This is a genomic window from Nonomuraea sp. NPDC049028 (assembly GCF_043197735.1).
Classification (GTDB): domain Bacteria; phylum Actinomycetota; class Actinomycetes; order Streptosporangiales; family Streptosporangiaceae; genus Nonomuraea.
Window position 1 is genome coordinate 83,076 of the sequence record NZ_JBICTR010000018.1, and the last position, 19,949, is coordinate 103,024.

General features: G+C 68.4%; 20 protein-coding genes and 1 tRNA gene. 14 read left to right on the forward strand and 7 right to left on the reverse strand.

What is annotated here, in order from left to right; all coding sequences use genetic code 11:
• Positions 1-70: 70 nt before the first annotated feature.
• Both ACGFJ2_RS52365 and ACGFJ2_RS52370 read right to left on the reverse strand, forming a co-directional pair.
• Positions 71-544, reverse strand: coding sequence for an NUDIX domain-containing protein (locus ACGFJ2_RS52365; RefSeq protein ID WP_393481678.1), 474 nt, complete (start codon positions 542-544; stop codon positions 71-73).
• A gap of 19 nt (positions 545-563) precedes the next feature.
• A complete protein-coding gene (locus ACGFJ2_RS52370) occupies positions 564-1,313 on the reverse strand; it encodes a helix-turn-helix domain-containing protein (protein WP_393481681.1) in 750 nt (249 codons plus the stop codon).
• Between the two features lie 118 nt (positions 1,314-1,431).
• Here ACGFJ2_RS52370 and ACGFJ2_RS52375 point away from each other — a divergent pair, with 118 nt between their 5' ends.
• Positions 1,432-2,049 (forward strand): hypothetical protein, encoded by a 618-nt coding sequence (locus ACGFJ2_RS52375; RefSeq protein ID WP_393481684.1) that lies wholly within the window; start codon positions 1,432-1,434, stop codon positions 2,047-2,049.
• A 280-nt stretch (positions 2,050-2,329) separates the two neighbouring features.
• A complete protein-coding gene (locus ACGFJ2_RS52380) occupies positions 2,330-2,617 on the forward strand; it encodes a hypothetical protein (protein WP_393481687.1) in 288 nt (95 codons plus the stop codon).
• Between the two features lie 72 nt (positions 2,618-2,689).
• Here ACGFJ2_RS52380 and ACGFJ2_RS52385 read toward each other — a convergent pair whose 3' ends face one another.
• Positions 2,690-4,432, reverse strand: coding sequence for a bifunctional metallophosphatase/5'-nucleotidase (locus tag ACGFJ2_RS52385; RefSeq protein ID WP_393481690.1), 1,743 nt, complete (start codon positions 4,430-4,432; stop codon positions 2,690-2,692).
• Positions 4,433-4,637: 205 nt separating this feature from the next.
• Here ACGFJ2_RS52385 and ACGFJ2_RS52390 point away from each other — a divergent pair, with 205 nt between their 5' ends.
• Genes ACGFJ2_RS52390 through ACGFJ2_RS52400 form a run of 3 tightly spaced genes read left to right on the forward strand, consistent with a single transcriptional unit; the run spans position 4,638 to position 6,525 of the window.
• Positions 4,638-5,144: a hypothetical protein gene (locus tag ACGFJ2_RS52390; protein WP_357957823.1), complete on the forward strand. Its 507-nt coding sequence runs from the start codon at positions 4,638-4,640 to the stop codon at positions 5,142-5,144.
• Complete coding sequence (locus ACGFJ2_RS52395) at positions 5,141-6,028, forward strand: AAA family ATPase (protein ID WP_393481693.1); 888 nt, start codon at positions 5,141-5,143, stop codon at positions 6,026-6,028. The genes ACGFJ2_RS52390 and ACGFJ2_RS52395 overlap by 4 nt, the downstream gene beginning before the upstream one ends.
• A 5-nt stretch (positions 6,029-6,033) precedes the next feature.
• Positions 6,034-6,525 (forward strand): hypothetical protein, encoded by a 492-nt coding sequence (locus ACGFJ2_RS52400; RefSeq protein ID WP_393481696.1) that lies wholly within the window; start codon positions 6,034-6,036, stop codon positions 6,523-6,525.
• A 26-nt stretch (positions 6,526-6,551) separates the two neighbouring features.
• Here the strand turns inward: ACGFJ2_RS52400 and ACGFJ2_RS52405 are convergent, their stop codons facing one another.
• On the reverse strand, positions 6,552-8,213 hold the full coding sequence (locus ACGFJ2_RS52405) for an alpha-amylase family protein (RefSeq protein WP_357957829.1): 1,662 nt from the start codon (positions 8,211-8,213) through the stop codon (positions 6,552-6,554).
• A 131-nt stretch (positions 8,214-8,344) separates the two neighbouring features.
• Here ACGFJ2_RS52405 and ACGFJ2_RS52410 point away from each other — a divergent pair.
• From ACGFJ2_RS52410 to ACGFJ2_RS52440, 7 genes are all read left to right on the forward strand, one after another.
• Positions 8,345-8,416: transfer RNA gene (locus ACGFJ2_RS52410), tRNA-OTHER, on the forward strand.
• Positions 8,417-8,442: 26 nt separating this feature from the next.
• Positions 8,443-9,927 (forward strand): SDR family NAD(P)-dependent oxidoreductase, encoded by a 1,485-nt coding sequence (locus tag ACGFJ2_RS52415; protein WP_393481699.1) that lies wholly within the window; start codon positions 8,443-8,445, stop codon positions 9,925-9,927.
• Entirely contained in the window at positions 9,927-11,060 is a 1,134-nt protein-coding gene (locus ACGFJ2_RS52420; protein ID WP_393481702.1) for a gala protein, read from the forward strand. The genes ACGFJ2_RS52415 and ACGFJ2_RS52420 overlap by 1 nt, the downstream gene beginning before the upstream one ends.
• Before the next feature lie 110 nt (positions 11,061-11,170).
• On the forward strand, positions 11,171-12,829 hold the full coding sequence (locus ACGFJ2_RS52425; RefSeq protein WP_393481705.1) for an ankyrin repeat domain-containing protein: 1,659 nt from the start codon (positions 11,171-11,173) through the stop codon (positions 12,827-12,829).
• Entirely contained in the window at positions 12,826-14,529 is a 1,704-nt protein-coding gene (locus tag ACGFJ2_RS52430; RefSeq protein ID WP_358182039.1) for an ankyrin repeat domain-containing protein, read from the forward strand. The genes ACGFJ2_RS52425 and ACGFJ2_RS52430 overlap by 4 nt, the downstream gene beginning before the upstream one ends.
• A gap of 11 nt (positions 14,530-14,540) precedes the next feature.
• Positions 14,541-15,743: an AAA family ATPase gene (locus ACGFJ2_RS52435; protein WP_393481708.1), complete on the forward strand. Its 1,203-nt coding sequence runs from the start codon at positions 14,541-14,543 to the stop codon at positions 15,741-15,743.
• A 3-nt stretch (positions 15,744-15,746) separates the two neighbouring features.
• Positions 15,747-16,922, forward strand: coding sequence for a VWA-like domain-containing protein (locus ACGFJ2_RS52440; RefSeq protein WP_393481711.1), 1,176 nt, complete (start codon positions 15,747-15,749; stop codon positions 16,920-16,922).
• Positions 16,923-16,932: 10 nt separating this feature from the next.
• Here the strand turns inward: ACGFJ2_RS52440 and ACGFJ2_RS52445 are convergent, their stop codons facing one another.
• From ACGFJ2_RS52445 to ACGFJ2_RS52455, 3 genes are all read right to left on the reverse strand, one after another.
• Positions 16,933-17,349 carry a PIN domain nuclease gene (locus tag ACGFJ2_RS52445; protein ID WP_393481714.1) on the reverse strand — a complete coding sequence of 139 codons (417 nt, stop codon included), beginning with the start codon at positions 17,347-17,349 and terminating at the stop codon, positions 16,933-16,935.
• Entirely contained in the window at positions 17,346-17,591 is a 246-nt protein-coding gene (locus tag ACGFJ2_RS52450) for a type II toxin-antitoxin system VapB family antitoxin (RefSeq protein ID WP_357651335.1), read from the reverse strand. Before ACGFJ2_RS52450 ends, ACGFJ2_RS52445 begins: the two co-directional genes overlap by 4 nt.
• A 170-nt stretch (positions 17,592-17,761) precedes the next feature.
• Entirely contained in the window at positions 17,762-18,745 is a 984-nt protein-coding gene (locus tag ACGFJ2_RS52455) for an aldo/keto reductase (protein WP_393481717.1), read from the reverse strand.
• Positions 18,746-18,807: 62 nt separating this feature from the next.
• Here ACGFJ2_RS52455 and ACGFJ2_RS52460 point away from each other — a divergent pair, with 62 nt between their 5' ends.
• Both ACGFJ2_RS52460 and ACGFJ2_RS52465 read left to right on the forward strand, forming a co-directional pair.
• On the forward strand, positions 18,808-19,686 hold the full coding sequence (locus tag ACGFJ2_RS52460) for a LysR family transcriptional regulator (RefSeq protein ID WP_393481720.1): 879 nt from the start codon (positions 18,808-18,810) through the stop codon (positions 19,684-19,686).
• A 29-nt stretch (positions 19,687-19,715) separates the two neighbouring features.
• The gene (locus ACGFJ2_RS52465; RefSeq protein WP_357957849.1) at positions 19,716-19,919 is read left to right on the forward strand and encodes an EF-hand domain-containing protein; all 204 of its coding nucleotides are present in this window, start codon (positions 19,716-19,718) and stop codon (positions 19,917-19,919) included.
• The last annotated feature ends 30 nt before the right edge of the window (positions 19,920-19,949 follow it).

The following is a 19,949-nucleotide window of genomic DNA, read 5'->3' on the forward strand; positions in this document are numbered from 1 at the left end:
CAGTCGCATGGTGCCACCGCTACTTAGCAGCGGCTCACACACTCAAGCAGGGTGCCGCCCGTCACCCCAATCAGCCCACGTACGGTACGGAGCGTGCCTCGTCGAGGGCGTGGGTGAGCCGCAGTCGCTGTGTGGGGTGCATGTCGAGGGTGTCAAACTCGTCGCGGGGGATCCACCGGACCTCGCTGGCCTCGTTCGTGGCGTGGGTTTCGCCGCCGATCGAGCGGGCGCGGAAGCAGATGTTGAACTGTTGGCGGACTTCGCCGTCGCTGTAGGCGATCACGTGCCGGGGGTCGCTGTAGATGCCGACCAGCCCGGTAATCTCGACGGCGACACCGGTCTCCTCGGCCACCTCGCGGACCACCGCTTCGGCGATGGTCTCGCCAACATCCATGACGCCGCCGGGAAGCGCCCAAAGACCGCTGTCGCGCCGACGATGGAGCAGGACACGGCCCGCGTCGTCGATGACCACCGCCGATCCGCCGGGGACGATCGTGTTCGGGGTTGGCGCGCTCGGGTCCTCGTAGTAGTCCGTTCGCGCCATGCGGTCTGCCCTACCCAGCCTAGGCGGGCTCCAGTCGCTTGGCGGTGTCCCAGATCTGCTCGAACTGGTCGGCGTAGCGGGTGAAGATGCCGTACGGGCTGAGCCGACGCAGGTGCAGGGCGGGGTGCTGGTAGCCGCGGGCCCGATATAGGTAAGGCGTGACGATCATCTGCTCGTCGAAGCGGTAGATGGCGGAATACAGGTGGACCTGGTGGAGGCCGACCTGGACACCGGGCACGTGGCGTAGCTCTTTCAGGTGGTTGAGCGCGTTGTGGATCCGGCCGGGCAAGGTACCGCCAAGCTGCTCCAGGTCGTCGCGCTCGCGCACGTGCGCGCACTCAGGATCGGCCAGCGCGACACGTACGCGGGCTCCGTCTGCGCACTTGGCGGCGATGACCTTGGGCAGGTCGATGTGCTGCTCCCAGATGAACAGAAAGCTGTAGCCGACGATGTCGATATGACGGTGGGTGCCGAGTAGGAGGGCTCCCCACAGCTCTGCGGGGATGTCGACGCGGTGGCCGTAGGCGCCGATGACCTCGCTCGTCGCCGCACCGCCTGGAGCCTGGTCGGGCCGGGCGGCGGGCCATAGGGCGCCTTCAGTCTCATCGAGGCGCCGGGCGATGGCGAGCCTGTTGCTCGGGTGGGGCAGACGGCCTTTCATCCAGCGGGTCACCGTCTTGACATCTACGCCAGCCGCCTCGGCGAGTTGCGCGGGGGTGACGCCTGCGCGGAGCATCGCCGTGCGTAGGCGATCGTTCGTGGGGGGCACGGGACCTTTATACGCGAGAAAGACGTCCCGAAAACGTCCCTTGGGGATGTTCAGTCGTCCTTCCTGGTCCCGGAGCCTATGAAGCGTGCACCAGGACAGTCATGGGCCAATAGCCTCCATGCGAACGCTCGGTCAGCGGTCGGCTGTGACCGCCCCGTACATCACCCCCCACGACGCCGAGAAAATCGACTTCAGGGTCGTCCTGGCGCGCTACGACGGCGCAACTGACAGGCGCAGGCTCTCCTACCCGGAACCCGTCGAAAGTGACTGGCAGATGGGTGTCCTGTGGGCCCGCCAGGAGGACCATCGGCACGGCGCCCCTCTGTGGGACCAGGTGCACACCCTGCGGCAGCGCGACTGCATGCTGAATGAGCTATGCCAGGTGTGCGGGGAAAGCGCGCGAGAGCCGTACAGCGGGCGCCTGTGGTGGGTCTTCCCCCGAGGGGTGCCCGTCGCGTCCATGTACGTCACCAAGCCTGCGACGTGCGTGCGGTGCATCCCGAAGGCCATCGCGTCCTGCCCGCGCCTTCGCGTCGAAGCGCACGTCTACACCTCAGGCGGTGCGTACGAGCCGTACGGCGTCCTAGGAGACGTCGTCACGCTGTCTGGCGACGGAGCACGTGCCCTATGTCGCAACAAGGACGTTCCGCTGGATGCATTCCACCGGCTCGAATACACACTTGCACGGGCCCTCACCGTGCACGTGCGGGATCTGCGCCGAGAACCGATCCCCTAGAGACAGCCCGGCTCCCGCTTGTCTCGTCCAACGATGCGGGTGCCGGGCAGCAGGGCCTGGCGTGTTGTCAGCACGCCGGGCGGATGGCCTCGCCTCATGACTGGAGGGTCTCCGGGCGGGGCCATCCACGCTACGGCGGAAAGCCAAGACAAGGCCCTGGCCGTCATTCAGCGGCTTCTCAAGGAGCGGAGAATCCGTGCCTGATGCCATCACACGATCAGTCCCGGGCTCTTCGCCGACCGCACGGATGAGTGGTCGGCCTGATCGCAGAGAGCATGTGGTGACTGTGCTGGATGAGTGTCTGAGTCCGCACGTGGCCAGGGCTCAGCAGGATCATGTGCGGCTGGAGTGGCGCACGCCGTACCCGGTGCTGGCGCGGGCGCGCGTGGTGGCCTGGACCTGTTTCTGCCGGGCGACGGTCTACGAGTTGTGCGAGAGCGCGGGGCAGGCGTTCATCCGCCGGACCATCCAACGCGACCGCAGGCACGAAGTACATGAGACCTCTGTCCGGCCGATCAATGAGACTCGGGCGATCTGGACGAGATTGTTGTCCGGAAGAGCCCGCTAGAACGGGCGTGGCGGCGAAATCTGGAGGGACAGCGCCGCCACGCCTGCCAAAGGACGCACTGCTTGCCGTACGTCAGAAGACCGGCGCGCCGTCACGCGTCAGGCGCCAGTTGGCGGCGGCGAAGTCGGCCGGGTTGATCGTGCCCTTGGCCGTCGCGTAGTCGATCAGCGCCTGGCGGATCTCCACCTGGGCGTTGTACAGGACCGGCGCGCCCGCGACGTGCGGGAACCCGCCGCCGCCCGACTGCCGGTAGTTGTTGATCGCGACCACGAACTCCTTGTCCGCCGGCACCGGCGCGCCCTCGTAAGTGAGGTTCGCGATCCGCTGACCCACCGGCTTGGCGATGTCGATGTCGTACGACACGCCCGACAGCTGGTCGTAGTTGTAGTCCGGCGTGTTGCCGGCGTTCGTGAGCTTGGCGACGTCCACGGGGTCGCCGGGAGCCAGCTGGTTGAAGTACTTGGCGGAGTACTCCAGGTAGTCCTTGATCTGGGCGCCCGTCAGCTTCACGGCCAGCAGCGTGTTGTCGTACACGTACAACCCGGCCACATCACGCACCCGGATGTCGCCGGCGGGGAAGACGGCGGTCCGGCTGAACGGCGCGGCGATCGACAGGACCGGGAGCTGGTTGTCCGGCAGGGCCTGCTTGACGGTCTCGACCTGGACCTGCTGGATGTAGTCGAGGATCGGGGTGTCCTTGTAGGGCGACTCGGCGGCCGAGAGCTGCTCCGACGACTTGGCCACGACCTTGTTGACGTAGCCGACCGTGGCGTCGTGCTGCGGCTTGAGCAGGGCGGTGATCTTGGGGTCCTCGGCGACCGTGTTCGTGTTGAGCGTGGCCGAGGACTTGCCGGTGACCGTCCATCTGCCGCGCTGTTTGGCGAGCTGGAAGTCGATCACGCTGAGGCGCTGGCCCCACTTGCTCGGCTCAGTGAGCAGGACCTGCTTGCCGGTGGCCTGGTTCGTGACGAACCGCTGGGCCACGTCGTTGTGCGCGTGCCCGAACAGCACCGCGTCGATGCCCGGCACCTGCTCCGCGACCAGGGCGGAGGCGTTCTCCACGGGCAGGTCGCCGCCGTACGACGACATGCCGTTGTCGCCCGCGTGCGCGGTCACCACGACCACGTCGGCGCCCAGCCCACGGATGATCGGCACCCACTTCTTGGCCGACGCCACCAGGTCGGTGAAGCGGAGTTTGCCCTCGACGTTCGCCTTGTCCCAGATCGCGACACCCGGGTTGGTCAGGCCGAGCACACCCACCTTGACCGGCTTGTCGCCCTTGACGTTCATGGTCTTGATCACGAACGGCAGGTAGGCGGGCCGGCCGGTCTTCGCGCTGACGGCGTTCGCCCCGAGCACCGGGGCCCTCATCTGGTGGATCCAGGTGGCCAGCAGGGGCAGGCCGTAGTTGAACTCGTGGTTCCCCAGGGTGACGGCGTCGTAACCGATGGCGTTCATGGCCTTGGCCATCGGGTGGACCGGGCCGTTCCTGGTGATCGGCTCGACCTTGGCGTAGTAGTACGCCAGCGGGGTGCCCTGGATGGTGTCACCCGAGTCGAACAGCAGCGTCCGACCGGCGCCACGCTCCGCTCGCACCTTGTTGACCAGCGTCGACACCTTGGCCAGGCCGACGTTGTTGCCGGCGCTGTCGGCGTAGGCCGCGTCCTTGTAGTAGTCCCAGTTGAGGACGTTGCCGTGGATGTCGGAGGTGCCCATCACGGTGACGGTGATGGTCTTGTCACCGGTCGCGTTCGCGGGTACGCCCATCAGGGCCAGCGCGGTCAGCGCGACGGCCCCAAGCTTCATGGTGTGCATGGCGTTGACAGTAATTGCGGCGCATAACCCATGGATCACGGACCCTAGGCTTCGTCCCATAAAATCGTACTTACTGGATAAATGCCACATTCTCCCCTATGAAGGCAGTGGCAAAGTGGCGCTCCATGCCCATTGACCACGGATGCCCAGTTCGTAGACACTCGGTTTCTAGAAGCGACTCCATCCTTCACCCTGCGGGGAAATCATGATCGTTGAGTTCGTGATCGCAGTAGCTCAAGGCGTCGTTCAATCTCTCCTGGTCGACCTCATCCGAGGCAAGCGGGATGCCGCAAGAAAGCAGGAGATCGAAGCCGCCGCCGCCTCTATCGCCCGAGAACGTGCAGCGCTGAGCACCGAGCAACTTGATGAGGTCGTCCGAAAGGTGATGACCGAAATAGCAGAGATCATCAAACGCGACCCCGATCTCACCGTCGGCCCGCTTGGCGGCGTCAAACTCGCCCGGCAGGTGGCCAAGAAGAACACCCCCGAACTCCAAGAGCAGATCCTCACCGATCGCCTCGCCCGGTTGAACGATATCGTCAATCAACGAAGAGCGGCTCTCGGCCTGCCGTTGAACCCGGCTACTGCCGTCCAGTATGAACAGGTCGCCAAAGATGATCTGCATTCAGATCTATGGCGCACCGAGCTGGAGGCGATGAAGCAACGCGTACATAGGCGCCGCAGCGGGCAGTCCGAGACGGATAATGCATGACCGACGCAAGAATACCGTCCAGATTTCACCGCGAAGTGACTCTGCACCTGTACAAGAATCTGATGCCCGAGCCCGAGCCTTCGGCGCCCCTGATTCTCGGCATCCACGGCCCCTCCGGGGAAGGCAAGACATATCAGTGCGAAAAACTCATGGAACGTCTGGGAATCGAAACCAGCCTCGTCTCGGGTGGCGAACTGGAGAGCGTGGAGGCCGGCGAGCCGGCCAGGCTGGTGCGCGAAAAATATTTGGCGTGCGCAAGAATGCGGGCGAGCAGCAGCCGGGGCCTCCGGCCGGTGGCGTTGATTTTCAATGACATCGACGCCGCCATCGGCAACTGGGGCGACATGGTGCAGTATACGGTCAACAGACAGAACATATTTGGCGAGCTCATGCACTTGGCAGATTTTCCGCAGCACGTGGACGGTCAAAGAGTCAAGCGCGTGCCGATCATCATCACCGGCAATGACTTCACCAAGCTGTACGGCCCGCTGATCCGGCCGGGACGTATGCGCCCGTTTCCATGGGCGCCGACCCGGATCGAGAAATCCGAAGTAGTCGCGAGTATGTTCCCCGAGCTTCGGGGCGACTGCGCGCAGTTGCTCGACGAGTTTCCCGACATGCCCATAGCCTTCTTTTCCGCCATACGTAACGATCTAGCCGATGACCTGCTCTGGGAGCACATCGCCGCCATTGGTCCACGCGAGGCCCTGGAGCGGCTTGCTCATGGGCTCCAGCCGAAGATACCCGGGAACGTCACGCTACCCAGAGTAATCGCCACCGGACGTGTCATCCGTGCCGCCAGTAGCTATGTCAACCATCTATGGAGCAGCTCGTGGCCTACACCTACACAAGATCAAGAACGGAAACCACCACCTTCACCCTGACACGGATGGATGCCGTGATCTCGCAGGTCCGAACTGCGCTTCGCCGTACGTACACCCCCTCTTCGACCATCGAGAAAGTATGCAGAGGCATCCAGAATCAATGGATAGAAAAAGTAACAATATGCGGGGAAGACGACTACGGGTCCATCTGGTGCCAGCTCGCGCTGCACATTGATTGGACGCGCTACCAGCTGCACATGACAGCGGGGCGGACGACGATCACGTACGATCAGCGGTGGGCCGAGGGCACGTCCATAGAATTGGACGAAGCACTCCTTCTTTACGACCGATACGTCAAGAGCAAGGGCGGCTCCTTGCGTTCCCATGTATATGTCTACTACATCTCAGGGACCTCGCATTCTTGGCGATCCCAAGTTCAGCAGGCGCTCGGCTTCGTCACCGCCCAGCCAAAAACATGGGCCGGCCAGCAATCCGGGACGAAGATGATGATTCCCGAGCTGGATGAGATAACCGTGGACTTCAGCATGGTCGCCTGAAACCGGCTGCTGCGGCCACAGCGTCTTCAGTGAGACTTGACCGAGGCGTCCTCGGCGGGGATCTCCTTCGGTGAGGCGCGCAGCCAGCGGCAGCCGTGCGGGTCCATCGTCAGCCGGGCCACGCCCTCCTCCGAGACCTCCAGGGTCCCGTCCACCAGGAGGTCCGTGAGCGTGTGCGTCTCCAGGCCGACCAGCTTCAGCTCCACGTCCTGGGCGGTTTCGCCGAGGTTGTGGATCGCCACCACCGTGGCGCCGTCGGCGTCGGAGCGGTGCGCCAGGATCGCCGGATCGGCCGTCTCCAGCACCGTGCAGTCGCCCCAGGCCAGCTCGGGGCACTCCCGGTAGCGCTCGATGAGCAGCTGGAACCAGCGCAGCAACGAGTCGTTGTCCCGCTTCTGGTCGGCCACGTTGATGCGGGCGGGCGCGAAGGCGGCCTCCGGCATCTCGCGTTCGGGGGTGCCGCGGGTGAAGCCGCCGTCCGGTGACCACTGCATCGGCGTCCGTACGGCCATGCGGCCCTCCGCCTTGAGGTTCTCCCCCATGCCGATCTCTTCGCCGTAGAACATGACGGGGGTGCCGGGGAGGGAGAAGAGCAGGCTGTAGGCCATCTTGATGCGGCGCATGTCCCCGCCCATCATGGTCGGCAGGCGTCGGCGCAGGCCACGGCCGTAGATCTGCATGTCCTCCTCGGGGCCGAACGCCTGGAAGATCTCCTGGCGTTCCTTGTCCGTGAGCTTGTCCAGCGTCAGCTCGTCGTGGTTGCGGAGGAACATCGCCCACTGGCAGTCCTTGGGCGGTTTGGGGCGAGAGCTGAGCGCGTCGGCGAGCGGCTCGGCCTCGCCGCGCGCCAGTGCCAGCCACGCGCGCTGCATGCCGATGAAGTCGAAGCACATGGTGAGCTGGTCGCCGAGTCCGTCGCCGAAGTACGGGAGCAGGCCCTTGTAGGGCAGGTTGACCTCGCCGAGCAGCACCGAGGCGCCCTCGCGGCGGGTCATGAAGGCGCGCAGGTCCGCCAGGAACTCGTGCGGGTCGGCAAGCTGGGGCTGGACGTTCTCGATGAGGAACGGCACCGCGTCTACCCTGAACCCCGACAGCCCGAGCTCCATCCAGAAACCCAGGATCCGGGCGATCTCATCGCGGACCTCGGGGTTGCTGACGTTCAGGTCGGGCTGGTGGCGGTAGAAGCTGTGCAGGTAGTACTGGCCGGTGGAGGTGTCGAGCTGCCAGATGCTGTCCTCCTTGTCGGGGAAGACCACCTGCTTGGGATCGTCGGGTTCCGGCTTGTCCGACCAGACGTACCAGTCGCGCTTCGGCGACTTCTTGCTGGAGCGCGACTCGATGAACCAGGGATGCTGGTCGGAGGTGTGGTTCACGACCAGGTCCGCGATCACCCGCAGGCCGCGGTCCTTGGCGGTCCGCATGAACTCCACGAAGTCGCCCAGCGTCCCGAGCCTCGGGTCGATGGCGTAGAAGTCGGTGATGTCGTAGCCGTCGTCCCTGTTGGGGGTGGGGAAGAACGGCATCAGCCACAGACAGGTGACCCCGAGCCCCGCCAGGTAGTCGATCTCCTGCGTGAGCCCCCGGAAGTCGCCGACCCCGTCGTCGTTGCCGTCCTTGAACGTCTCGACGTCGAGACAATAGACAACGGCATTCTTCCACCACAGATCAGACGTGTAGGTCAGTCGCATGACGCGACCGCTACCCAGCGGCGGCGCACACATTCAGAGCAGCGTGCCGGAACGCGGTTCTTGTCCACATAAGCCGGACAGGCCACATACAGCCGTAGTGGCCATTGAATGTCGCTAAGATCTCCAGCGGCAAGGCTGTAGCGCAGAGGTCGTCGCGCCTTACAGCAGGTTGGAGGACGTCGGTTCGAATCCGACCAGCCTTGCCCCAAATCGCGGAGTGGGGGTGTGGGTGTCGGTCGTCGATCCTGACTGGACCGGGACACCGCCGCCCGAATCAGGAACCCTCCCCAACCCCGCTGAGGTCGAGACCTGCCTGCGGGTGATGGCCCAGGCACGCGCGGCGGATCCGGCCGATCCTCAATGGGCGGCCGTGCACGAGGCCGCGGCGCACCTGTACCGGGCGGGGAAGAAGACCCGAAAGGCGTCGCGGCACGCCGAGCGCAGGCGACGCGACCACGAGGCCACGGCGGCCACGACGCGCTATCGAGAGCAGGATCCATCCCCCGCGCTCGTCCCGCCGGCAGCCCCGACGGGCCCCCAGGATCCGCCGGGTGACGCGCCGACACGGCGCCCGCTGGTGGGCACGCGACGCTGTTACGTCTGCAAGTCCGCCTACCAGCAGGTGCATCCGGAATACCACCTGCTGTGCCCGGACTGCGCCGAGGAGAATCTGGCCCGTCGGCACGCCCACTGCGACCTGCGTGGCCGCCGGGCGATCGTGACCGGCGGCCGGGTGAAGATCGGTTTCCAGCTGACGCTGAAGCTGCTGCGCGACGGCGCGGACGTCCTGGTCACCACCCGCTTTCCGCGGGATGCCGCCCGTCGGTTCGCGGCCGTGCCCGACGCCGAAGCCTGGCTGGACCGGGTACACGTCCACGGTGTCGACCTGCTCGACCTGGCGGCCGTCGCGGGTCTGCTGGAGTCCGTTCAGCGGCGGTTCAGTCATCTCGACATCCTCGTCAACAACGCGGCCCAGACGATCCGCCGACCCGGCGCGTACCACCGCGAGGTGCGCGCGGCGGAGCGCGCGCCGCTGAGCGGCCTGGCCGCGCGGATCGACGTGGCGGACATATCGGGAACGGTCGCGCCCGCCGTCGCCGCGCGGCCGGAACTCGCGCCGGCGGGCGCGACTCCATCGGGTTCCGGGCAAGCTGTCACGCGGCGGGACGCCCTGGAGGCGCTGTTCCCCGCGGGGCGGACGGACGAGACCGGTCAGCCGCTGGACCTGCGCGATCGCAACAGCTGGAGTCTCCGGCTGCACGAGGTGGACCCGGCCGAGTGGCTGGAGGTCCAGTTGGTGAACTCCTTCGCGCCGTTCTTGCTGACGTCCCGGCTGCGCGGTCTGCTCGAGGCCTCGCCGTGGCCGGACCGGTACGTCGTGCAGGTCTCGGCGATGGAGGGCAGCTTTTCCCGGGAGCAGAAGACCGTCCGCCATCCGCACACCAACATGGCCAAGGCCGCCCTGAACATGCTGACCCGCACCGCCGCCGCGGACTATGCGGCCTCGGGCATCTACATGAACAGCGTCGACACTGGCTGGGTCACCGACGAACGCCCTCATCCGGACAAGACCGCGCAGCGGGAGGCAGGGTTCCGCCCGCCGCTGGACGTCATCGACGGCGCCGCCCGGGTCTACGACCCGATCGTGCGCGGTGTGGGCGGGAAGCGGATGTCCGGCCTGTTCTTGAAGGACTACCGACCGGTGGATTGGTGATGATGGAGCCGACGCCCGTACGCTGCCCCGCGATCGAGCACGTTGACGTGCCGCCGGCCGATCTGACGGACCTGGGTCCGCTGGTCGCCCGGCTGGCCGCACCGACCCGGGTGGCGGCCGACGAGACCTTCCCGCTCGGCACCGTACGGCCCGATGGCCGGGTCGATCTGTGCAAGCAGGGCCTCGGCCCGGCTGGTGCGGCGCGGCTGCTCCCGGCCGCGGTGGCCTCGCCGCACGCCGTCCATCTGCTGCTGGGCACCAACGCCATCGGCAACGATGGAGCCCGGACCATCGCCGACGCGCTCGTTCCCGGCCACGGCCTGGAGACTCTCTACCTCGGCTGCAACCGCATCGACGCGGCGGGCGCCGAGGCGCTCGCCGGTCGGCTGACCACGGACACCACCGTGCGCGCCCTGTGGCTCAAGCGGAACCCGGTGGGCGACGACGGAGTCCTCGCCCTCGCCGCGATGCTGCGCCAGAACACCACGATCCGCACTCTCGACCTGGTCAACACCGGGCTCACGCGGGAGGGCCTGCGGGCGCTGCTGGCCGTGCTCACCGAGCGGCCGAATCCGGTCGAACGGCTGTTTCTGGGCGGCAACGGGCTGGGCTCGGAGTCCGGTGACCTGCTGGCCGCGCTGATCCGGGACGCCGGGGTACGCGAGCTCTACCTTCCGGCGAACCATCTCGGCGACGCCGGTGCGGCCACGCTCGCCGCGGCGGCCGACCCCGCCCGGCCGGTGCGCCTGGGCCTCGGTGGCAACGGCATCGGGCCGGACGGCGCACGCGCGCTGGCCGACGCGCTCAGCGGCATCGAGGCACTCGATCTGGGACGTCCGCCATCGGAGCGGAGCCTCGGCGCACCCGCGAACGTCACCGGCGACACGGGCGCGGCCGCGCTGGCCGCGGCTCTGCCCGGCAGCCCACTGCGCCGGCTGGAGCTGCGCCGGACCGGGATCACCGGCCGGGGCGCCAAGGCCCTGCTGGCCGCCGTTCCCGACGACACCCGTCTGGAATACGTCGGGTTCGGCCCCGGCGTGCCCCGCCAGGTGAAGCGTGCGCTGGCGCCACGGCTCCGTCCCGCCGCCCGGACCCATCCGGACCTGCACGCGATCGGGAGCCTCTACCGGTGAGCGCGGCGCCCCCACCGGCCGGTCTGCCACCTCGTACGCCGTCCCGTTCGTATCCGCCGCACGAGGCGTCCCGGTTGCGGCGGATAAGGCGGTACGCGGTCCCCCCGTGGATGATCGATCAGGCGACCGAACGACGGCTCGCCGGCGACTGGCGTGGCGCCTGCGCCGTCGCCAACATCGATGTCACCTTCGACCTGGCCGACATCGCGAATGAGCACGGTGACGCCGTCGCCACGGCGCTCGAGGACGACCTGCGCAACTTCGCCCCGGACCTGCTGCGCTGGCACCTGCCCCGCCTGGACCGCGGGCGTACGACGATCGTGCCCGACCAGGTGATGGTCCTGGGAAGGCCGGGTGGGGCCTCAGACGCCCCGTACCTGTACCTCCAGACGCCCCGCTGGATGGTCCACGGTCCGCAGCGGCTACGCCTGCATGTCGGGCCGGTTCACCAGCAGGACACCTATCTGGAGACCGACTGGGCGTACTGCGCGTTCTGGCGCGACATCGTCCAGGACTGGAGCTCGTCGCGTCACCTGTGGGACGTGCGCCATACCGACGACCTGCGTGAACGCTGCGGCGGCGACAAGGCGCGGGCTCCGTTCTTCCACGGCGACGGCACACCGCGCGGGGCGGAAGAGCTTCCCACGGCCGACCCCGGCCGCGCCGACCCGGCGTCGCTCACCGAGTGGGTCACGCTGCTGCACGAACGCGGCGAGGTCGAAGCGGCGTTCACCGCCGCCGGCATCGATCTGGATGCCGCGCCGCTCGAGCTCGATCCCTATTACGGGGTGAGTCACGTTGATCCGCTCGACGTTCTCGCGCGGATGCCCCTCGCCTTGACCCGGGTGGAGGCGGAGATCCGTCGCCTCGCGGCCTCGGTGGGAACCGGCCGTTTCTGGCTTCCCTACCGACAGTACGCGGCGATCCTGTTCGAGATCGACGGATCGGATGCGGGTCTGCGCGTCCAAGCCGTCAAATTCGAGACGGGCACGGAGCCCGCGGACATAGTGCTCCCCGAAACGTGCTGGCGCCGCCTGCCCGACCTTGACCTGCTGCGGGACGGCTATCCGCCGGAGCGGCTCCATCCGCTCGTACGCGAGGCCCTGTTCCCGAGCCGCGCGGTGCACGGCGTTCCTGCGGCCGACCCGGAGCTCCCGAAGCCGACCCGGATCCGCTGCCGCGGCGAGTGGCACGAGGCGTCCTTCCGTGACGGCGTCCTGCACATCCCACACAGCGCGGAGGAGCAGCAGCGGGAGGACGCCATGCGGGCGTTCGGGGGCGCGATCGCCGGATGCTTCGCAGCACGGCACGCGTGGACGTCCGGAACCGGACGGCTGCCCAAGGCCCTGCGCGACCAGCGAAGGGACATTTTCGCGCGGGCCCAGCACGGCGACCTCCCGGGAGTCCTACGACTGCTGGACGCCGGCGTGGATCCACGCGTCCGTGATGGCCGACAGCGCACCCTGCTCCACATGCTGCAGCACCTCGACCATGATGGTCTGCTCGGGCGGCTCCTGGCGGCGGGCCTGGACATCGACGCCAGAGATGAGGACCAGCGCACGCCGCTGTTCTCCGCGATCTGCGGGGACGGTTCGGTGGCGCTCGTCCACGCGCTGCTCGCCGCGGGGGCGCGGATAGACCTGACCGGCGAGATCCAAGACGAGCCCGTCTCGCTCTACAGCCTGATCGTCATGCTCGATCGCTATGACCTGGGCTTCATCAAGGATCGGATCGAACGCGAGTATCCGGAAATCGCTGAGGAAGCGTGAACGCCGTCAGCACGCCAGTCCCCGACCCCACGGCTGCGTCCCGCCGCACGCCGTCGTACCCACCGGACGAGGCGTCGAGCCGACGGCGGATCCTGCGGTACGCCGTTCCCCGGTGGATGATCGAGCGGGCCACCGAGCGACGTCTCGACGGAGACTGGCGCGGCGCCTGTGCCGCCGCGAACGTCGACGTCGCGTTCGACCTGGCCGGCATCGCCCGGGAGCATGGCGGCGCCGTCGCGGCCGCCGTCGAGGACGATCTCCGCCATTTCGCGCCGGACCTGCTGCGCTGGCATCTGCCGCGCGTCCTGGAGGGAGGACGTACGACGATCCGCACCGGCCAGACGGTGACATTGGGCGGTTACCCGGGTGCGGCCAAGGCCGCGCAGTATCTGCACGTCACCACGCCCGAGTTGGTGAACGGGCCGCAGCGGCTACTCCTGCGCTTCGGCCGGATCGACTCGGGCGATCATCGGCGCGCCCTCCATAACTGGACCATGCTGCGGCACCTATGGGATGTACGGCACACCGGCGCGCTGCTGGAACGCCATGGTGGCGGAGACCGGCCGCCGTTCTTCAACGCGGACGGGACCCGGCGCGCCGCCGGGGAACTGCCCACAGCCGACCCCGGTCCGGCCGACCCGCCGGCCCGCGCCGAATGGACGACCCTGCTGCATGAGCGAGGGGAGGTCGAGGCGGCGCTCGCGGCGGCGGGGGTCGCGCTGGATCCGTCACCGCTCAAGCTCCGCTGGGGCTCCCTGATCGATCCGGTGCCTGTCCTGGAGAGACTCCCGCTGGCGCTGACCAGGCTCGAGCCGGAGGTCCGACTGCTCATCCGGGAGGGCTTCGGGCGTCGCTTCCAGATTCCGCATTCCTACTACTCCCTGCTGCTCGAAAGCAGCAGGTGGGTCGGCGAACTGCGGATCCGGATCACCGACCCCGAGGAGATCTCCGGCACCCCGGTGCTGCCCGAGGCGTGCTGGCGGCGGCTGCCGGACCTCGACGTACTCCGTCACAGCCACGCGGATCCGGACCGGCTGCATCCGCTGGTCCGGAACGCGCTCTTCCCGATGCGTGCGGACCCCACCGATCCGGTCGGACCGCCGGATCCGCGGCCCCCGTCCCCGGTTCGGGTGCGCTGCCGCGGTGAGTGGCACGAGGTGTGCTTTCAGGACGGCGCGCTGCGGGTGCCGCACAGCGCGGACGAGCAGCGGCGTGAACAGGCGATGCGGGCGTTCGGCGGCGCGGTCGCCGGCTGCTTCGCCGTGGCGCAGATAGTGTCCTCCGGCGAGGGCCGGCTGCCGAAGGCCCTGCGGGAGCAGCAGCAGGAGCTGTACAGCCGCACCCAGCACGGCGACACGCCGGGAGTCCTCAGACTGCTCGACGCCGGGGTCGACCCGCGCTTCCGTGACGGTCAGCGCCGCACGCTCCTGCACGCGCTGATCAACCTGGACCACGAGGTCCTGCTGCCGCGCCTGCTGGCGGCCGGGGTCGACCTCGAGGCCGTGGACCACAACCGGCGCACGGCGCTGCACGTGGCGGTCGGGAACAACGGCTCCGCCGCGCTGGTACGCGCGCTGCTGGCTGCCGGAGCGAACCCCGACGTCGCCGACGACTCGGGCCAGTCGCTCTCCCACCTCATCCGCGTCTACAAGCGCACCGACCTGGACTTCCTCCTGGCCCTGCTGGACCGGGACCGTTAGAACGAGGAACATTGACCGTCACCGATGAGAACCTCACACCGGATCCGCTGGCCGCGGCCGACGAACTGGTCCGCCGGCTCGGCTCCCAGCGGACGGAGCCGGCCGCGAACCCGCAGCTGGAGGCGCTGGCGCTCGCGGTGTCGGCGAACCTCCCCGTGCTGTTGTGGGGCGAGCCGGGGATCGGCAAGTCCGCCGGCCTCCAGCAGTTGGCCGCCGGGCTCGGCGTCCCGCTGGAGACGGTGATCGCGAGCGTGCACGAGCCCTCCGACTTCGCCGGCCTGCCCATCATCGGTGATGATCCGGCCACCACCGGGGTGCCGATGGCCCCACCGGACTGGGCGGTGCGGCTGGCCGCGGCCGGGCGCGGCATCGTGTTCTTCGACGAGCTGTCGTCCGCTCCCCCTGCCGTCCAGGCGGCGCTGCTGCGGGTCGTCCTCGAACGCCGGGTCGGCAGCCTGTCGCTCCCGGAGCCGGTCCGTGTGGTCGCCGCCGCCAACCCGCCGTCCAGCGCCGCGGACGGCTGGCACCTCAGCCCGCCACTGGCGAACCGGTTCGTCCACCTGCAGTGGACGCACGATCCGCGAACGGTCGCACGAGGCATGGCCGGAACCTGGCCGGCCGTGCCCCTGCCGCTCATTGACCCGGCCCGGGTGCCCAGCGCGGTCGCCCGCGCCCGTGGGGTGATCTCGGGGTTCCTGACCGCACGGCCCGGCCTGGCCCACCATCTGCCCGGCGACGCGGAGAGCCGGGGCCGCGCCTGGCCGTCGCCTCGTACCTGGGAGATGGTGCTGCGCCTGCTGGCGGTCGGGTACGCCGCCGGCGCCGACCAGAAGGCGGTCGCGGCCGCGGTGATCGGCGCGGTGGGCGACGGCACGGGTCTGGAGCTGCTGGCCTACCTCGAACAGCTCGACCTGCCCGACCCGGACCGCGTTCTGGCCAATCCGGCCGCCTTCGCACTACCGGAGAGGGGCGACCGGCAGCTCGCCTTCCTGACGGCCATCGTCTCAGCGGTGCAGAGCGACCTCACGCGGCGACGCTGGGAGGCCGGCTGGGCGGTGCTGGCCAAGGCCGTCGACGCCGGCGTACCGGACGTCGCGGCCCGGGCCGCCGGGGATCTCGCGGCGATGCGCGACACCGACTGGCCGGTGCCGAGCGGCATTGACGCGTTCCTCGATCTGCTCCAGCTGTCCGGCGCGCTGCCGAGCGCCTCCTGACCCGTGGCCGAATTCGACCGGGTCAAGTTGCTCGCCGCGCGCTATCGTGCCGCGAGCGACCGGCCGTACCTCGCCTCCGCGCTCTACTCGCTGACGGTCGTGCCGACCAGCGGTGTGCCGACGATGGCCGTCGATCGGCACTGGCGGTGCTACGTGTCACCGGCGTTCGTCGCGGCGACGTCCGTTCCCGAGCTCGCGGGCGTATGGATCCATGAGGTTTCTCACGTGCTGCGCGACCACCACGGCCGTGCGGACCGGCTGCCGGCCACCGACCAGCGCGACCGGTTGCGCGTGAACGTCGCCCAGGACTGCGAGATCAACGATGACCTGCTCGCCGATGGGCTGACACTGCAGGAAGGCCGGGTGGAACCCGGCACCTTCGGGCTGACGGCCGGACGGCTGTTCGAGGAGTATCTCCCGCAGTTGCCGCCGTCCGCTGTCTGCTCCGACTGCGGCTCCGGCGCCCACGGCTCACCGGGCGATTGGGAGCTCACCGGTGACGGCGGGCCGGGCGGCGTCAACACGGTCGAGTCCGAGGCTCTGCGGCGGCATACCGCCGAAGCGATGCGCGCCCACCAGCGCAACCGCGGCAGCCTTCCGGCCGGCTGGCAACGCTGGGCGGAGCAGATCCTGGAACCGACGGTCGACTGGCGCCGGGTGCTCGCGGGCGCCGTACGGGAGGCGGTCGCCTGGGCCGCCGGGGCGGTCGACTACACCTACCATCGCCCGTCCCGCCGCACCGCCGCACTGCGCGGCGTCGTGCTGCCGAGCCTGCGCCGCCCGCTGCCGGTCGTCGCGATCGTCATCGACACCTCGGGGTCCATGGGCGAGGACGACCTCGCGGCGGCCCTCGCCGAGGTCACCGGTGTACTGCGGGAGGTCGGCGTCGGCGGTAATCGGGTCACGGTGCTCGCCTGCGACGCCGACGTACAGACCGCTGCTCGAGTGACGTCCGCGCAGCAGGTGAATCTCGCCGGTGGGGGCGGCACCGACATGCGGGTCGGCATCAGCGCGGCCCTCGCCCTGCCCGAACGGGTCGGCGTCGTGATCGTGCTGACCGACGGCTTCACTCCCTGGCCCGACGCGCCGTCGTCGGCCCGCCTCATCGCCGCGCTCATCGGCACGGACCCGCCGCCCCCGCCCACCTGGGTCGAAGCAATCCACATTCCTGCGGGATAAACCGGCCAGATTAGCGGTCCGCTGTCCCTGTGGGCACGACCCACTGGGTGGGCTGTCCGGTGATCGATGCGACCATATCGAAGTCACCGTCGTAGTGGAGCACGGTCGCCCGGTGACGTTCGGCAGTGGCGGCAATAAGGAGATCCGCCATGGACAGGGCACGGTGAAAACCACGCTCCAACGCGACGCCCTGAACCTCGAGCACGCGCTCGAACACCTCGTCGCCGTAGTAGAGAAAGTTGAAGCCGCGCAGCAGGAAGCGGATACGGGCCATGTCCGGCTTGTTGCGAGCGCTGTAGACCATCTCCCATTCCACCGCCGCGCAGGTGGCCAGGACGCCCCGGTCACTGAAATCGTCCAGAACCCGGCCGACGGAGGGATGGCCCCAGCGCGCGAGCGCCGATTTGTCAACGAGGTAATCGGTCACGCAGCACCTTGTTGCGTGGAGCGCTGAAGGGTGCCGTCGGCATTGCGGGGACCGGTGTTCTCCACGATCTCGCTGAGGTCGAGCTCCCCGCTCTTGATCGCGTTCGCGAGCTCCTGACGGAGATGGCGCTTGACGGCATCCTCCATGGCCATGCGCACAGCCTTCGCTTTGGTCTTTGAGCCGTAGATGCGCATGGCCTCGGCCACCATCTCGTCATCGAGGTCGATGACAGTTCGGGACATGACAGGACCCTTCCGTTAGCCAGGCTCCCCAAAACGATACCGCACACGCAGGAAGATAGATATCATTTCCTGCACGAGGTGCACGAGACCTCTATCCGGCCGATCAACGAGACGCGAGCGATCTGGCGGAGATTGTTGTCCGGAAGAGCTGGGGACGACGCCGCCACGCCTCAGAGCAGTGTGCCGCCCGTCACCTCGAAACCGGCGAGCGCCTCGTCGACGCGGGCCAGCGTGTCGGGGTGCAGGACGAGGTCGGCGGCGGCCAGGTTCTCCTCGATGTGCGCGGGCGTGCGGCTGCCCGGGATGGCCACCACGTGCTCGTACTGGTGCAGCAGCCAGGCCAGCGCCAGCTGGGCCGGGGTGATGCCCAGGCGCGTGGCCAGGTCCCTGATCGGGGCGTAGCGGTCGTTGTTGCTCGCCAGGTTGTCGGCGGAGAAGCGGGGCGCGTTGTGCCGGAAGTCGCCCTCGCCGAGCCGCTGGACGGTGCCGGTGAGGAAGCCGTTGCCCAGCGGGCTCCAGGCCACGATCCCCACGCCCAGCTCGCGGGCCGTCTTGAGGAGGTCGGGATCGACCGGGCGCCACATCGACCATTCGTTCTGTACGGCCGCCACCGGGTGCACGGCGTGCGCCCTGCGCAGCTCGTCGGCGGTCACGTTCGACAGGCCGAGGTGCCTGACCAGCCCGGCCTCGACCAGCTCGGCCATCGCCCCGGCCGTCTCCTCGATCGGTACGCCCGGGTCCACGTAGTGCGCGTAATAGAGGTCGATCACGTCGGTGTCCAGGTTGCGCAGGCTCCGCTCGGCGTAGCGGCGGACCAGCCTCGGCTCGGCGTTCACCCGCAGCTCGCCGAACGCGTAGCCCACCGGGTGGGACCTGCTCGCCTCACCCTCCGGGATGGCCAGGCCGAACTTGGTGGCGACCGCCACCTCAGCACGCCGCCCCTTGATCGCCCGGCCGACCAGGCGTTCATTGTGGCCGTTCACGCCGTAGGCGTCACTGGTGTCGATGTGTACCGCTCCGGCGTCGAGTGCCGCCTTGAGCGCCGTTTCCGCGCGGGTGTCGTCGATGTCGCCGTACACGCCGGGTGACAGCACCATGGCGCCGAAACCGATCGCGGGGACCGTCAGGTTGTTGCCAAGTTCACGGGTCTTCATGTGGTTCATCCTGCTTGTGGTACGGGCGGCGCGTCCAAGACCTTCTGCTATAACCATCGGTTATGGACGTGCACCTGCGTGACTTGCGGTATTTCGTGGCGGTCGCCGAGGAGCTGAACATGACCAGGGCCGCCGAGCGGCTGTTCGTCTCGCAGCCCGCGCTGTCCAAGCAGCTGAGGGCGCTGGAACGGCAGCTCGGCTTCGACGTGTTCGAGCGCGTACCCACCGGAGTGGCGCTCACCAGGCAGGGTGAGGCGCTGTTGCCGGTGGCGCGCGAACTGCTCGACCGATGGACCGCCGGACTGGAGACCGCCAGGGCCGCCGCGCCCACGGGCACGCTGGTCATCGGCATGCAGACGGCCGTCGGGCGGGGACTGCAGCACGAGGCGCTGCGCCTGTTCCGCGCGGCGATGCCCGGCTGGGAGGTGTCGCTGCGGCTGGTCGGCTGGGACGACCCAAGCGGCGGCCTGGCCGACGGCGGCTCCGACGTGGCCTTCATCTGGCTGCCCGTGCCGGAGGGGCTGAGCACGCATGTTCTGGCCACTGAGGGCAGAGGCGTGGCCATGCCGGACGATCACCCCCTCGCCGGGCTGGCGGAGATCCCGTTCGAGGCGCTGCGCGACGAGCCGTTCATCGCGCTGCCCGCCTCGGCCGGTCCGCTGCGCGACTACTGGCTCGCCCGCGACCTCCGCGCCGACGAACCGGTCATCGGGTTCACGGCCAACACGCCTGAAGAGGTGTTCGAGGCCGTGACCAGCGGACTGGGCGTCGTACTGGTGGCCGAGGGCAACGCCGCGCTCTACACGCGGCCGGGCCTGGTCTACCGCCCGGTGGCCGGCCTCCCGCCGGGTGAGCTGGCCATCGCCTGGCGCTCCGGCGATAAAAGACGAGAAGTCAGGGCATTCATCGACGCGCTTCGAGAGAGCGCCACTAAGGTCTGACCGATACGGATCCCGCGAAAGGGCAACCCATGAGCGACGACTACACGATCACCTTCGATCTGATCGACGTTGACAATGACGGCCGGATCTCCGCCGAAGAGCTGGTCGGGCTGATGGAGGTGCTCGGTCAGCCGATCACGCTGGAGGCCGCGCAGGCCGGGGTGGAGAAGCTCGACAAGGACGGCGACGGCCTGATCGACGTCGAGGAGTTCGGCACCTTCCTACAGAGGTAAAACAAGCACTTGCTACACAAACCTCTGCCG

What these genes read in the sequence shown, in the direction of transcription:
- ACGFJ2_RS52365 (WP_393481678.1), bottom strand. Translation starts at nt 544, where the DNA reads ATGGCGCGAACGGACTACTACGAGGACCCGAGCGCGCCAACCCCGAAC.
- ACGFJ2_RS52375 (WP_393481684.1), top strand. Translation starts at nt 1,432, where the DNA reads ATGCGAACGCTCGGTCAGCGGTCGGCTGTGACCGCCCCGTACATCACC.
- ACGFJ2_RS52385 (WP_393481690.1), bottom strand. Translation starts at nt 4,432, where the DNA reads ATGCACACCATGAAGCTTGGGGCCGTCGCGCTGACCGCGCTGGCCCTG.
- ACGFJ2_RS52390 (WP_357957823.1), top strand. Translation starts at nt 4,638, where the DNA reads ATGATCGTTGAGTTCGTGATCGCAGTAGCTCAAGGCGTCGTTCAATCT.
- ACGFJ2_RS52395 (WP_393481693.1), top strand. Translation starts at nt 5,141, where the DNA reads ATGACCGACGCAAGAATACCGTCCAGATTTCACCGCGAAGTGACTCTG.
- ACGFJ2_RS52400 (WP_393481696.1), top strand. Translation starts at nt 6,034, where the DNA reads ATGGATGCCGTGATCTCGCAGGTCCGAACTGCGCTTCGCCGTACGTAC.
- ACGFJ2_RS52405 (WP_357957829.1), bottom strand. Translation starts at nt 8,213, where the DNA reads ATGCGACTGACCTACACGTCTGATCTGTGGTGGAAGAATGCCGTTGTC.
- ACGFJ2_RS52420 (WP_393481702.1), top strand. Translation starts at nt 9,927, where the DNA reads ATGATGGAGCCGACGCCCGTACGCTGCCCCGCGATCGAGCACGTTGAC.
- ACGFJ2_RS52425 (WP_393481705.1), top strand. Translation starts at nt 11,171, where the DNA reads ATGATCGATCAGGCGACCGAACGACGGCTCGCCGGCGACTGGCGTGGC.
- ACGFJ2_RS52450 (WP_357651335.1), bottom strand. Translation starts at nt 17,591, where the DNA reads ATGTCCCGAACTGTCATCGACCTCGATGACGAGATGGTGGCCGAGGCC.
- ACGFJ2_RS52455 (WP_393481717.1), bottom strand. Translation starts at nt 18,745, where the DNA reads ATGAAGACCCGTGAACTTGGCAACAACCTGACGGTCCCCGCGATCGGT.
- ACGFJ2_RS52460 (WP_393481720.1), top strand. Translation starts at nt 18,808, where the DNA reads ATGGACGTGCACCTGCGTGACTTGCGGTATTTCGTGGCGGTCGCCGAG.
- ACGFJ2_RS52465 (WP_357957849.1), top strand. Translation starts at nt 19,716, where the DNA reads ATGAGCGACGACTACACGATCACCTTCGATCTGATCGACGTTGACAAT.